The sequence below is a fragment of the Terrabacter sp. 2RAF25 genome, from assembly GCF_052115265.1.
Taxonomy (GTDB): domain Bacteria; phylum Actinomycetota; class Actinomycetes; order Actinomycetales; family Dermatophilaceae; genus Terrabacter.
In genome coordinates this window covers 485713-497978 of sequence record NZ_JBFRGJ010000001.1, presented here as the reverse complement: position 1 = coordinate 497978, position 12266 = coordinate 485713, and the positions used below count along the sequence as shown (strand labels likewise).

Here is a 12266-nt window from a genome sequence, read left to right as displayed (position 1 = left end):
GTCGAGTTCTCAGATCTTCTGCGGGACGACCTGGAAGTACACGGCCGTGATGACGAAGTTGACGACGAAGAGCAGCATGAAGGTGATGACGACGCTCTGGTTGACTGCGTCGCCGACGCCCTTCGGGCCACCTCCGGCGTTGAGCCCCTTGTAGGCCGCGACCACTGCCGCGATCGCCCCGAAGATGAGGGCCTTGATCTCGGCGGTCCAGAGGTCGGGCAGCTGGGCGAGGGCGGTGAAGCTCGCGATGTACGCACCGGGCGTGCCGCCCTGGACGATGACGTTGAAGACGTAGCCACCGACGACGCCGACGACCGACACGAGGCCGTTGAGCAGCACCGCGACGAGCATCGAGGCGAGGACACGAGGCACGACGAGGCGCTGGATCGGGCTGATGCCGAGCACCTCCATCGCGTCGATCTCCTCGCGGATCTTGCGGGAACCGATGTCGGCGCAGATGGCCGAGCCGCCGGCACCCGCGATGAGCAGCGCCGTGACGATGGGGCTCGCCTCACGCAGGACGGCGAGCACGCTCGCCGCTCCGGTGTAGGACTGCGCCCCGAGCTGGCGGGTCAGCGTGCCGAGCTGGAGGGCGATGACGGCGCCGAACGGGATGGACACGAGGGCCGTCGGCAGGATCGTGACGCTCGCGATGAACCAGGCCTGCTGGATGAACTCCTTGACCTGGAACGGCCGCTTCGGCATCGCCCGGAAGACATCGAGCGTGAGCGCGAACAGTGAGCCGGACTGGCGCAGTGCGCCGGTGAGGGGGGCGGCCACGTCAGCTCACCTCGCCGACGAGCTCGGGCGAGTCCGCCGTGACGGCGGGCTGGACGGCCGTCGGCGCCGGCGACTCGTGGCGGACCCCTGGCACCCCCGCCTTGTCGGACAGGAAGGACCCGGGGGCGGGGGTCACGCCGTTGGCGCGGCACCACTCCCCTGCCGGGCGCTCCGCGCGCCGCGGCGAGCCGTCGCTCGTGCGCAGCTGGAGGGCGATGGGCGGCAGCGGGGGGAGCTCCTGGCCCTCCTCGGCCGCCAGCTCGTCGGCGTCCTTCTCCTCCGACATGCCGATCGGGCCCACGGTCTGGGCGTTGAGGAACTGGCGCACGACCGGCTCCTCCGAGCTCAGCAGCATCTCGCGCGGGCCGAACATGGCCAGGTGCTTGTGGTAGAGCAGCCCGATGTTGTCGGGCACGGTGCGAGCGGTGTTGATGTCGTGCGTGACGATGAGGAAGGTCGCGTCGATCTGGGCGTTGAGGTCGATGAAGAGCTGGTTGATGTAGGAGGTGCGCACCGGGTCGAGGCCGGAGTCCGGCTCGTCGATGAGCAGGATCTCGGGGTCGAGCACCAGCGCGCGGGCCAGGCCGGCGCGCTTGCGCATGCCGCCGGAGATCTCACCCGGGAGCTTGCTCTCGGCGCCCGAGAGACCGACGAGCTCCATCTTCTCGCCGACGATCCGCTTGATCTCGGCCTCGGTCTTCTTCGTGTGCTCGCGCAGCGGGAAGGCGACGTTGTCGTAGAGGGTCATCGACCCGAAGAGCGCGCCGTCCTGGAAGAGGACACCGAACAGCTTGCGCACCTCGTAGAGGTCGGACTCGCGCAGGCGGGTCAGGTCGCGCCCGTTGATGACGATCGAGCCGGCGTCGGGCTTGAGCAGCCCGACGAGCGTCTTGAGGAAGACGGACTTGCCCGTGCCCGACGGGCCGAGCATGACCGAGATCTCACCAGCGGGAAGCGTGAGGGTCACGTCCCGCCAGATCGTCTGCGACCCGAACGTCTTGGTCAGCCCTGTGACCGCGATCTCCACACCCATGTGGCATCCACCTGCATCTCTCTCACCGTCTCGACTCGGCTACCGGGGAAACGAGGGGCCCGGACGGAAGTTACGCGCGAGTTCGGTTTGCCCGGTGCGGCAGGGCGACCGTGGTTACCCTGTGGAGACCGTGAGGGAGGAGGGGTGCATGCGCGCGGAGCTGCGTGAGTCGCAGGTCGGGCCGGGTGCCGTGCTCGAGGTCGAGGGCACGCGCCACCGTGTCGTGGGCAGCTTGCGCTTCGACCTCGACGGCACGGGATGGGGCGAGCACTGCATCACCGCCTCGGGGCCCCGCGAATGGGTCTCGCTGCGGCCGCGCGGAGCCTCGTCGATCATCCACTGGCGCTCGCGTCACGACCTCTTCGGCGAGCCCGACCAGGCCGGGACGACGCTCGATGGTCGCGACTGGGCGCTCCTCGAGGCGGGCTCGCTGACCTACACCGCCGAGGGCGACACGGGCACCGGCAGCAGCGGCACGTGCGAGTTCGTGGAGTTCACCCATGCCGACGAGCTGCTCGTCTTCGAGAGCTTCGACGGTGCCGTGTGGGAGATCAGCGTCGGCCGGCTCGTCGACCCGGCGCAGGTGCGCGGCTACCACGAGGTCGCCCGCGCCTGAAGGTCAGTGGGTCGCGGTGACCTCGTGACTGACCGTGTCACCGTCGACGCGCACCGTGAACGCCGCGACGCCGGCGGCACTCTCGCCGCCGGGCCCGCCGGGCCCGCCGAGGCGTGAAAGCACGTCGGCCAGCCGGGCGAACGTCTCGGGCGTCGGGACCGGCGCCTGGCCGTCGGCGTTTCCCGACAGGCCGGTGAGCCGGTGGTCCGCGTCGACGGTCAGCGCTGCCGTCATCCGCCGGACGGGCACGCCACGCTGGGCCTCGATGCCCTGGCGCAGCACGGCGGCGACCTCGTCGAGCACGCCTGCCACGGCGCCGGCATCGGCCCCTCCCTCGGCCACGGGGGCGGTCGCCTCCGCCACGGTCGCATCGGCAGCCGTATGCGACTGGGCCGGGTCGGCCTCGGGTGTGCGGGCCGGGACGTCGGCCGGGCTGTCGGAGCCGGGTCGGGGCGAGTGCCCCTCGCTGAGGAAGCCGATGGCGGCGAACTCGATCTTGCCGAAGTCGACCTCCGCGTCGCGCGCGAGCGAGTTGTCGATGACGTAGGCCAGGTTGACCGCGAGGTCCTTCATGCCCGGGTGCAGCTGCTGGCCCACGAAGCGGGCACACAGCAGCAACGCGTGCACCCGGACCATGGGGCGGCCCTTGCGGTCCTCGACCCGCTGGTCCGCCTCGACCCGGCCGAGGTCGAAGCCGTCGGCAGGGTAGAAATGCACCGGCCGCTCGAGCACGAAGAGCGAGTAGTCGGGCCGGTCCGAACCGGGCATCAGGCGGTAGAGCTCGCCGTTGAGGGGGAGCTGCCACTCGAGCTCGGGCGGTGCGGTGTCGAAGTGCGTGACCGTCACGAGCGGCCCGTAGCGCCCGGACTTCGTGGACGACGAGCTGGACGGCGCGTCAGCGTCGGAGGGCGTGGCAGGGTCCGAAGGTAACTCCGACGGCGCGGCGCTGGGCGCGTCGGACACGGGCGGGGGCGCGACCGGAACGGGCGGTCCCGAGGTGGCCTCCGCGGCATCCTGCTGCGCCGTCGGCATGCCCGGCGCGGACGCCGGGGTGTCATCGCCGGAGCTGAACGTGCGCGACAGCCATCCCATGCGGGCAAACCTACCCGGACGTCCACCGGAATCCGTCGGGCGTCGGTGCAGCACATCCGGGGTGTCGATGCGTCAAGGTGTCGAGGTGCCGGTGCAGGGGCCGGTGCCCCCAGCGAGAGGCAGGCCGTGGAGGCATCGTTCGAGGAGTTCGTCCGCAGCCGCGGACCGGCGCTGTTGCGTTATGCGCACCTGCTCTGCGGCGACGCCGGCCGGGCCGAGGACCTCGTGCAGGACGCACTGGTCAAGGTCCACCGGCGATGGTCGGCGTCCGCCGACCTGACGACGCCGTTCGCCTACACGAGGCGGGCGGTGACGAACGAGTACCTCAGCTGGCGCCGGCGACTCGCCAACCACGAGCTGCCGTCGATGGTGCCGGACCGCGCGGTCGCGCCCGCCGGCGACCGAGTGGCCGACCGTGACCTGGTCTGGTCGGTGATCCGCGACCTGCCGAGGCGCCAGCGCGTCGTCGTCGTGCTGCGCTACTACGAGGACCTCGGCGACCGCGAGATCGCCGGCGTGCTCGGCGTCGCCGAAGGCACCGTGCGCAGCCTCGCCTCCCGGGCCTTCGCGGCCCTGCGCGAGCACCCCGAACTCACGGAGGTCCAGCCCCGTCCGCGCCGCGTCACCCAGGAGCAGCCATGACAGACCTCGAGTCCCTCGTCCGCGCGACCCTGACCGACGAAGCGCAGCACGCTCCGCCCGGTCACGACCTCGTGGCACGCGTGGACGAGCGCGTGCGCGCCGATCGCCCCGCGGCCCGGGCCGCCTGGCTGGCGGCCGCCGCGTGCCTCGCCCTGGCGACCGTCGTCGGCGGGGCCACCGTCCTCGTCGGCCGCCAGCCGACCGCCTTGCGACCCGGCGGCAGCGCCACCTCGCCCGCCGGGACGGACGCCGGCGACGGCGCTGGGGCGACGGCTGCCGTGCCCGACCTGCCGCTCGTGACCGATGGGCTGTGTGCGGGCCTCCGCGTGCGCCTCGCCCTGCCGGGACCGAACCCCGGACAGGTCGGCACCGTCCGACCCCTCGTTCCCGGCACCGGGAACCGCTGGAGCCTGGACGGCATGACCCTGCTCTACCTCCAGGCGACCGGCCCGTGCGTCGACCGGCTCACCTACGACATCACCCACGACGACCGGGTGCACCGGTTCCAGGGTTCGGACGGCGACGTCGGCCAGCGCTTCAGCGGCGGGCTGGGTCCCCTGGTGCCGGACGTGCAGCAGCCCGGTACGGCCCGCGTCGACGTCGTGCTCGGCTGCCCGCCAGGCGCCTACTGCGCTGATGCCCGGACCGTCCTCGCGACGCTCACCGTGTCCGTCACCAAGGCCGGGCCACAGACCACGCGGCAACCGACGAGTGGGCCTGACGTCCGCTCGACCGTCACGTACACGCAGAACGGCACGGTGACCTCCTCGGTCACCTCCCCTCCCCCTGGCGGCGGGGCCGAGACCGTCACCGAGACCGTCTCGCCCTGAACAGGTCCCGCAGGTCCCGGACTGCCCGGCGTGGTTACGGTGGTGCCGTGACGACAGTGCGCAAGGACGCTCCGCACCTGGCTGCCGTGGGTGACCTCGCCGGGGCCCTGGCCGCGGGCGCACTGCTGACCGAGCCCGACAGCCTGGCGGCCTACCGCTTCGACTACACGGCTGACGCCGGTGCGGGTGTGCCGGTCGCCGTGGTCCGCGCCGAGTCGGCGGCGGACGTGCAGGCGACGGTGCGCTGGGCCGGTGCGCACGGCATACCCGTCGTGCCGCGAGGCGCCGGCAGCGGCCTGTCCGGTGGCGCCAACGCGATCGACGGGTGCATCGTGCTCAGTCTCGAGCGGATGCGGGGAGTCGAGATCGACCCCGCGACGCGCACCGCCGTCGTCGAGCCCGGCGCCCTCAACGCCGAGGTCAAGCGAGCCGCGGCCCGGCACGGCCTCTGGTACCCACCCGACCCGTCGTCCTACGAGATCTGCTCGATCGGCGGCAACGTCGCCACCAACGCCGGTGGCCTGTGCTGCGTCAAGTACGGCGTGACCACCGACTACGTGCTCGGGCTCGACGTCGTGCTCGCCGACGGCACGCTGGTGCGCCTGGGCGGGCAGCGCGTCAAGGACACGGCCGGCCTCTCGCTCGTCAAGCTCTTCGTCGGCAGCGAGGGCACGCTGGGCATCGTCACCCGCGCGACGCTGCGCCTCGTGCCGGCCCAGGCTCCTCCGGCGACGCTGGTCGCCACCTTCGACGACGTCGAGGCCGCGGCACGCGTGGTCGTCGCCATCGGGGGCAGCATGCGCGCGTCGATGATGGAGCTCATGGACCAGGCCTCCATCAACGCCGTCGAGGACCACCGCAGCATGGGGCTCGACCGCACTGCCGGCGCGATGCTGCTCGCGCAGTCCGACGCTCCGGGCGCGGCCCGTGGCGAGGAGATCGCCGAGATGGAGCGGATCTGCTCGGCTGGGGGTGCCCGCGAGTGCTTCTCGACGACGGACCCCGACGAGGGTGAGATGTTCGTCGCCGCCCGGCGCTCGGCCATCGTCGCCATCGAGCGGCGCGGCGCCATCATGCTCGAGGACGTCGGCGTGCCGGTGCCCCGACTGCCCGAGCTGCTCACGGGCATCGCGGCGATCGCGCGCCGACGTGAGGTCGAGATCCCCGTCGTCGCCCACGCCGGCGACGGCAACACCCACCCCATCGTCGTGCATCCCCCGGGCGACGCCGACGCGAAAGAGCGTGCGGCACAGGCGTTCTCCGAGGTGATGAGCCTCGCGATCAGCCTGGGCGGCACGATCACCGGCGAGCACGGCGTCGGCCGCCTCAAGCGCGCCGCGCTTCCCGAGCAGCTGGGCCCCGACGTCATGGCACTCACCCACCGCATCAAGAACGCCCTCGACCCGCAGGGCATCCTCAACCCCGGAGCCGCATTCTGATGACGACCACGCCACCGACCACCACGTCCCGCCCCGTCGCCGAGCGTCACCTCTTCGGGCCGGGCCCCTGCAACCCCTACCCGGAGGCGACGCTCGCTCTCGCCGCGCCCCTGCTCGGGCACCTCGACCCCGACTTCCTGGCGACCATGGACGAGACGTGCGACCTGCTCCGCTACGTGTGGGGCACGGGCAACCGGCGCACGCTCCCGCTCTCCGCGACGGGCTCGGCCGGCATGGAGGCCGCCTTCGTCAACACGGTCTCCCCCGGCGACGTCGTCGTGGTCGCCGTCAACGGGCTCTTCGGCGAGCGCATGGTCGACGTGGCCGGTCGCCACGGCGCCGAGGTGGTCCGGGTCGACCACGAGTGGGGCACGCCGGTCGACGCCGAGCGCGTCGCCGCCGCACACCCGTCGCCGAAGATCATCGCTGCCGTCCACGCCGAGACCTCGACCGGCGTCCGGTCCGACATCGCCGCGCTGGGCGCGGTCAAGGGTGACGCCCTGCTGCTCGTCGACGCCGTGACGAGCATCGGCGGCATCGACCTGCGCGCCGACGACTGGGGAATCGACATCGGCTACGCCGGCACCCAGAAGTGCCTCGGCGTCGCGCCGGGCCTCGCACCGTTCACCATCAACGACCGCGCCTTCGAGCGGCGCGTGGAGAAGCCGTCGTCGTGGTACCTCGACCTCGGCCTGCTCGGCGGCTACGTGGGCGAGGCCTCCGGCGCCGGCAGGCGCACCTACCACCACACCGCCCCGACCGCCATGGTGGCGAGCCTGCACGCCGGGCTGCGCCGCATCGCCGACGAAGGACTCGAGAAGGTCTGGGACCGCCACGCGGAGTCCGGCCGTCTCCTGCAGGACGGGCTGGTGGAGATGGGGCTCGAGCTCTTCGCCCAGGAGGGGTCACGCCTGCCGGAGCTGACGACGGTGCGCGTGCCCGACGGGGTCGACTCGGCGGCCGTGCGCGGCTACCTGCTCGAGCGGCACGACATCGAGATCGGCGCCGGCGTCGGCGAGTTCGCCTCGACCGTATGGCGCATCGGCCTCATGGGCCACAACGCCCGACCCGACCGCGTCGCCCTCGTGCTCGCGGCCCTGGAGGACGCCCTGGCCCACGCCCACTGACCTGCGGCGGCACGGCCGTGGGCTCAGCCCGGGAAGCCCCAGACGGGCAGCAGGTGGTTCTCGAGGTCACAGACACACCCCGCGCCGACGTCCAGGACCGTCCGTCGCGAACCGGTCGGGTGGCTCGCCCAGAGGTAGCGGCCGCCGGGTGTCACCACGACCAGCTGGCCCCTCGTCGTCAGGCCGGCGTGTGACCCCGGGACGTGCGTGTCGGACTGCCACGCAACCCTCGAGCCGCGCCTGTAGACGAGGTTCCCGTCGGTCTGCATGCTCAGCGAGTCCCGCTTGCCGTCGAGCTCGACGTTGCGGTCGCTCGTCAGTTTCGCGTTGCTCGGGAGCACCGAGTTGGCCGGCATCGTCGAGCGGCCCGTGCCGGACTGCCACACCATGCGGCCGGCCGCGTCGAGCAGGGTGAGGTTGCCCCCGGCCGTGAGCACCAGCCGCGTGACCCCGCGGTTCGCCGTGTTCGAGTGCCACAGCAGCGTGCCGTTCGAGCGGCGGAACGCGAGGTCGCCGTTGCAGTGCAGGGCGAGGTAGCTGCGGTCGGTCGCGTACGTGGGCGGGTTGGGGTTGGTGCGAGTCCACGTGTAGGTCACGTATGCCGTCTCGAGCTCGCCCGGGAAGGTGACGTCCTCCTCGAGCTGGAGATAGTCCGGGAACGCCGTCAGCACGAACCGGCTGTTGAACAGCTTGTCGTTCGGGGTCAGGGCACGCACGTTGTAGCAGGCCGCAAGGACAGAGCTGGATGTCGCTGCCGGAACGGCGCCTGACGCGGGCGCGGTTGCGGCGACCCCCGTCGTGAGAGCGAGCGACACCACGGCCACGGTGACAGCGCGGCGGAGACGAGACGGCATACGGGACGAACCCCCTGTAGTTCGATGACGGTGGCGTGAACCTACACGCCACCGCCGACCCTTCGACCGAGAACGACACAGACGGCCCCCACCGGGACCCGACGCCGCGAGAGTTCGCGGTCACGGCAAAGGCGGGCCCGACCATGTGGTCGGACCCGCCTTCGCGGTGATGCTGGAGCCCCGGGCTAGCCGGGACGGCTCACTTGAGCTCGACGGTGGCGCCGGCGCCCTCGAGCTGCTCCTTGGCCTTCTCGGCCGCAGCCTTGTCGACACCCTCGAGAACGGGCTTGGGGGCGCCGTCCACGAGGTCCTTGGCCTCCTTGAGGCCGAGGCTCGTGAGCGCGCGGACCTCCTTGATGACCTGGATCTTCTTCTCGCCGGCGGCGGTGAGAACGACGTCGAACGAGTCCTTCTCCTCCTCCTCGACGGCGGCAGCGCCGCCACCGGCAGCCGCGGGAGCGGCGGCAACGGGGGCAGCAGCGGTGACCTCGAAGGTCTCCTCGAACTGCTTCACGAACTCAGAGAGCTCGATGAGGGTCATCTCCTTGAAAGCGTCAAGGAGCTCGACGGTGCTGAGCTTCGCCATGGTGGCTTCCTTCCTAGATATTGCCGTGAGTGGCGTGTTGTTGAATCGAGCTGGAGCGCAGGAGCGCGATCAGCTCTCGTCGCCACCCTCGGCGACGTCGGTGGTTGCCTCGGCGGCCGGAGCCTCCGTGGCGGGAGCCTCGTCGGCGGCAGCCGGCGTGGCGGGACCCTGCGCCTCGACCTTCTGGCGCAGGGCGTCGACCACGCGGGCCGTCTGCGACAGAGGAGCGACGAAGAGGTAGGCGGCCTTGTTGAGGGAGCCCTTCATGGCCCCCGCAAGCTTGGCCAGGAGAACCTCGCGGGACTCGAGGTCCGCGAGCTTCGTGATCTCCTCGGGGGACAAGGCCTTGCCGTCGAGGACGCCGGCCTTGATCACGAGGAGGGGGTGTGCCTTGGCGAAGTCACGCAGACCCTTGGCCGCCTCGACCGGGTCACCGGTGACGAAGGCGATGGCCGAGGGGCCCTGGAGGTGACCGTCGAAGGCCGAGATCCCGGCCTCCTGAGCGGCGCGCTCCGTGAGCGTGTTCTTGACCACGGCGTAGGTGGCGTGCTCTCGGATCGAGTTGCGCAGCTCGGAGAGCTGCTTCACGGTCAGGCCGCGGTACTCGGTGAGAACGGCCGCACCGGACTCACGGAACTTGTCCGCGATCTCGGCAATGGCTGCGCTCTTCTCGGCGTTCGCCATCTGGGCCTCCTTCCCTTGCGTGGTGCCGCCGGCGAAGGGGCCCGCAGGGCCTGCACGAGAAGAGCCCCGGCGCAGGGCGCTCGGGGCTCGCAGCGGCATACTCGACGTATGCCGTGAGGCTGAGTGTCCTGCGCTGGCTGCCCGCATCGTGCGGGACCTTCGAGAGATCGTGGTTGCCCACGCCTCCAACCGGCGGTCATTGGTCGTTGACCAGAGTACGGGCTGTCCCGTCCACGACCAAATCGGCGCGGCCCCGGCCCGCTCTCCCGCGCGTCCCGGGTGCGCTCCCCGCTCGAGCCGGGTAGGTGACCTAGCGTGAGCCCCATGGCGCGAGGCAGCGTGGAACGGCGGCCGACCCCCGCTCAACGGCGACAGGCCATCCGCCGTCGACGCACGTGGGCCGGTCTGGTCGTCGTGCTCTGCGCGGCCGCCGACGTGTGGTCGGTGACCGGGGCGGGAGCACGCGAGCCCGTGCCGGAGGCCGGGCTCCTCCGCGTCGACCGGGTGTCGTTCGCGGCGGGCACAGCGCCCTCCGTCGACGTCGACCAGGTGGAACGCGTGCCCGACTCACAGGTCGGCTCCCCCGCCGGGGGCACCACCTCGGCCGGCGGCACGTCAGGCGCTGCTGCAAAGGGTGTCGCCGGCGCCAACGACGGCAAGGATGCGAAGGGCAACGTCATCGAGTCCGGCACCGGACGCTTCACGGTGGTCGCGGTGCCCGCCACGGCTCTTCGACCCACCCCGGCCACGGGCCGCACGGTGCGCTACACCGTGGAGCTCGAGGGCGGACTCGACGTGTCCGGTGAGCAGCTGGCCACCGTGGTCGGCACCGTGCTGACCGACCCCCGCGGCTGGCAGACCAAGGACGACGTCCGTTTCGTCAACGTGGCACCGGCCGCCGCGGCGAAGGGGGCCGGCATCGACCTGCGGATCACCCTCGCGAGCCCGGACACCACCGACAAGCTGTGCGCGCCGCTCGAGACCCGCGGCCAGGTCAGCTGCCACAACACCGGGCGGGTCGTGCTCAACCTGCGTCGCTGGGTGCTGGGCGCCGAGGCGTACGGCAGTGACATCGCCGGCTACCGCACCTACCTCGTCAACCACGAGGTGGGCCACGGCATCGGCCACGCCCACGCGTACTGCGGCGGCCCGGGCAAGGTGGCGCCCGTGATGATGCAGCAGACCTACGGCCTCAAGGGTTGCACCGCATGGCCCTGGCCGACTGCCAAGCCGGCCTGACCGCACGACCATCCGCTCCGGCGCGGGCGGTGGTCGCGGACCCGGGTCCGCGGCCACCGCTCGGCCTCACCGTGCGGCACCGGTCAGACGACGCTCGTCGAAGAGGCACCGATCCGGATGACCGAGCCCGTCGGCAGCGAACCGAACGCGCGGCTGGTGACGATCTCGACCATGACCACGTCGAGCGACCTGACCGTGCGCACGACCTTGTGCAGGGTCACTCGTCCCAGGCCCGGCACGGTAATGACGGTGTTGGGCCGAACCGACGACGAGATGGCAGGCAGCCCGGCGACCCGGAGTCCGACGAAGCGCGAGCCGTCCGTGGCGACGGGAGCCGCGCCCGGGCCCGCCTGCGCCAACGAGGTCTCGGCGATGACGGCATCTGCGCTGACGAGACCGCCGAGGACTCGCGGTCCGGAGGTGGTGTTCTTGACGTACGACCTGCGTGACGTCGCCGTCACGGTGGACGTCACCTCGGTGGTCGTCGTGCCCGTCGAGACGACTCCGGGGACTCCCGCCGTGGCAAGGCTGGCGCTGGCCCCGCCACCCGCGCAGGGTGCGTAGGCCAGCGCGGTGCGGCTCGTCGACACGGCGCCGTCGGCCAGGGTCGCGGACGTCGAGTAGCCCATGCCGCCGACCAGGCCGAGGACGGGGCGCGACAGCGAGGTGCTGGAGACGCCGACGTCGATGCGCGAGCCGATCGGCAGGCCCAGCGAATTCCGTCCGGTGACGACGACGCGAAGGGCCACCGTGCTGACCCGCACGTCGCCACCGACCAGGGACCTGTACTGCTGGTTGAGGTAGACCGTCGCGAGCGACGACCCCGTCGAGGTCCTGAGCGCGATCGAGGAGTTCGGGGCCGGCACGGCGTTGAGCGCACGCCCGCCGACCTTCAGACCCACGAGCCGGGACTGGTTCGTGCCCGCGAGGGCTCCGGCTGCGCTGCGTGTCGCAGTGCTGGTCGAGGTGATCGTGTCGGCGTGGACGAGGCCACCGAGCACGGTGACGCCTGCCGTGGTCGCGGAGGCGCGGCTGGAGTGGCCGCTCGCGCTCTGTGCGGTCGACACACTGGTGCGGGTCGCCCCCACCGACGCCGCCGCCGGGACGTCGACCGCAGCCGCGGACCCGGAAACGGTGCGCCCGAAGGTGGTCGTGCACCCGATGCTCGCCACCGCGGTGGGCCCCGAACGCACCGAGCCGCCGACGACGACGTAGGCGCCGTAGGCGGAGGCCGAGACGCCGACCAGAGGGGTGGCCGCTGCGGCCGGTGAGGCGGTGAGCGGCGCGGCCATCCCCGAGATGGCCGCACCGACGAGGATCGCCGTGAGTGTCCTGTTCATCTGT

Annotated in this window: 13 protein-coding genes; 6 read left to right on the top strand and 7 right to left on the bottom strand. The window is 71.9% G+C overall.

The features are described from left to right. Positions 1 to 9: 9 nt before the first annotated feature. Together AB4091_RS02365 and AB4091_RS02360 are read right to left on the bottom strand one after the other, a co-directional pair. Positions 10 to 780, bottom strand: a complete 771-nt coding sequence (locus tag AB4091_RS02365; RefSeq protein WP_442290122.1) for an MlaE family ABC transporter permease — start codon at positions 778 to 780, stop codon at positions 10 to 12. A gap of 1 nt (position 781) precedes the next feature. Continuing rightward, positions 782 to 1813 (bottom strand): ABC transporter ATP-binding protein, encoded by a 1032-nt coding sequence (locus AB4091_RS02360; protein ID WP_442290121.1) that lies wholly within the window; start codon positions 1811 to 1813, stop codon positions 782 to 784. Between the two features lie 148 nt (positions 1814 to 1961). On the opposite strand from AB4091_RS02360, the gene AB4091_RS02355 reads away from it, so the two are divergent. Next, positions 1962 to 2429, top strand: a complete 468-nt coding sequence (locus AB4091_RS02355) for a DUF4178 domain-containing protein (protein WP_442290120.1) — start codon at positions 1962 to 1964, stop codon at positions 2427 to 2429. A 3-nt stretch (positions 2430 to 2432) separates the two neighbouring features. Here AB4091_RS02355 and AB4091_RS02350 read toward each other — a convergent pair whose 3' ends face one another. Then, positions 2433 to 3521, bottom strand: coding sequence for a hypothetical protein (locus tag AB4091_RS02350; RefSeq protein ID WP_442290119.1), 1089 nt, complete (start codon positions 3519 to 3521; stop codon positions 2433 to 2435). 126 nt (positions 3522 to 3647) lie between these two features. Between AB4091_RS02350 and AB4091_RS02345 the strand changes: the two genes are divergently transcribed. The 4 genes from AB4091_RS02345 to AB4091_RS02330 are packed head-to-tail and all read left to right on the top strand — an operon-like array spanning position 3648 to position 7559. Further along, positions 3648 to 4163 (top strand): SigE family RNA polymerase sigma factor, encoded by a 516-nt coding sequence (locus tag AB4091_RS02345; protein WP_442290118.1) that lies wholly within the window; start codon positions 3648 to 3650, stop codon positions 4161 to 4163. Next, the gene (locus AB4091_RS02340) at positions 4160 to 4993 is read left to right on the top strand and encodes a hypothetical protein (RefSeq protein ID WP_442290117.1); all 834 of its coding nucleotides are present in this window, start codon (positions 4160 to 4162) and stop codon (positions 4991 to 4993) included. Before AB4091_RS02345 ends, AB4091_RS02340 begins: the two co-directional genes overlap by 4 nt. A 56-nt stretch (positions 4994 to 5049) precedes the next feature. Continuing rightward, positions 5050 to 6432: an FAD-binding oxidoreductase gene (locus tag AB4091_RS02335; RefSeq protein ID WP_442290297.1), complete on the top strand. Its 1383-nt coding sequence runs from the start codon at positions 5050 to 5052 to the stop codon at positions 6430 to 6432. Beyond that, positions 6432 to 7559, top strand: coding sequence for a pyridoxal-phosphate-dependent aminotransferase family protein (locus AB4091_RS02330; RefSeq protein ID WP_442290116.1), 1128 nt, complete (start codon positions 6432 to 6434; stop codon positions 7557 to 7559). Before AB4091_RS02335 ends, AB4091_RS02330 begins: the two co-directional genes overlap by 1 nt. Before the next feature lie 23 nt (positions 7560 to 7582). Here the strand turns inward: AB4091_RS02330 and AB4091_RS02325 are convergent, their stop codons facing one another. The 3 genes from AB4091_RS02325 to rplJ form a co-directional block, all read right to left on the bottom strand. Continuing rightward, a complete protein-coding gene (locus tag AB4091_RS02325; protein ID WP_442290115.1) occupies positions 7583 to 8374 on the bottom strand; it encodes a hypothetical protein in 792 nt (263 codons plus the stop codon). A 238-nt stretch (positions 8375 to 8612) separates the two neighbouring features. Then, positions 8613 to 8999 (bottom strand): 50S ribosomal protein L7/L12, encoded by a 387-nt coding sequence (rplL, locus tag AB4091_RS02320; RefSeq protein ID WP_442290114.1) that lies wholly within the window; start codon positions 8997 to 8999, stop codon positions 8613 to 8615. 69 nt (positions 9000 to 9068) lie between these two features. After that, on the bottom strand, positions 9069 to 9683 hold the full coding sequence (gene rplJ / locus AB4091_RS02315) for a 50S ribosomal protein L10 (protein WP_442290113.1): 615 nt from the start codon (positions 9681 to 9683) through the stop codon (positions 9069 to 9071). Between the two features lie 324 nt (positions 9684 to 10007). Between rplJ and AB4091_RS02310 the strand changes: the two genes are divergently transcribed. Next, entirely contained in the window at positions 10008 to 10922 is a 915-nt protein-coding gene (locus tag AB4091_RS02310) for a DUF3152 domain-containing protein (protein WP_442290112.1), read from the top strand. Positions 10923 to 11005: 83 nt separating this feature from the next. Here AB4091_RS02310 and AB4091_RS02305 read toward each other — a convergent pair whose 3' ends face one another. Next, positions 11006 to 12262: a choice-of-anchor P family protein gene (locus tag AB4091_RS02305; RefSeq protein WP_442290111.1), complete on the bottom strand. Its 1257-nt coding sequence runs from the start codon at positions 12260 to 12262 to the stop codon at positions 11006 to 11008. Positions 12263 to 12266 lie beyond the last annotated feature (4 nt).

Bases quoted from the DNA above. Each gene is read 5' to 3' on its own strand.
- AB4091_RS02360 (WP_442290121.1), bottom strand. From the start codon at position 1,813: ATGGGTGTGGAGATCGCGGTCACAGGGCTGACCAAGACGTTCGGGTCG.
- AB4091_RS02355 (WP_442290120.1), top strand. From the start codon at position 1,962: ATGCGCGCGGAGCTGCGTGAGTCGCAGGTCGGGCCGGGTGCCGTGCTC.
- AB4091_RS02350 (WP_442290119.1), bottom strand. From the start codon at position 3,521: ATGGGATGGCTGTCGCGCACGTTCAGCTCCGGCGATGACACCCCGGCG.
- AB4091_RS02340 (WP_442290117.1), top strand. From the start codon at position 4,160: ATGACAGACCTCGAGTCCCTCGTCCGCGCGACCCTGACCGACGAAGCG.
- AB4091_RS02330 (WP_442290116.1), top strand. From the start codon at position 6,432: ATGACGACCACGCCACCGACCACCACGTCCCGCCCCGTCGCCGAGCGT.
- rplL (WP_442290114.1), bottom strand. From the start codon at position 8,999: ATGGCGAAGCTCAGCACCGTCGAGCTCCTTGACGCTTTCAAGGAGATG.
- rplJ (WP_442290113.1), bottom strand. From the start codon at position 9,683: ATGGCGAACGCCGAGAAGAGCGCAGCCATTGCCGAGATCGCGGACAAG.
- AB4091_RS02310 (WP_442290112.1), top strand. From the start codon at position 10,008: ATGGCGCGAGGCAGCGTGGAACGGCGGCCGACCCCCGCTCAACGGCGA.
- AB4091_RS02305 (WP_442290111.1), bottom strand. From the start codon at position 12,262: ATGAACAGGACACTCACGGCGATCCTCGTCGGTGCGGCCATCTCGGGG.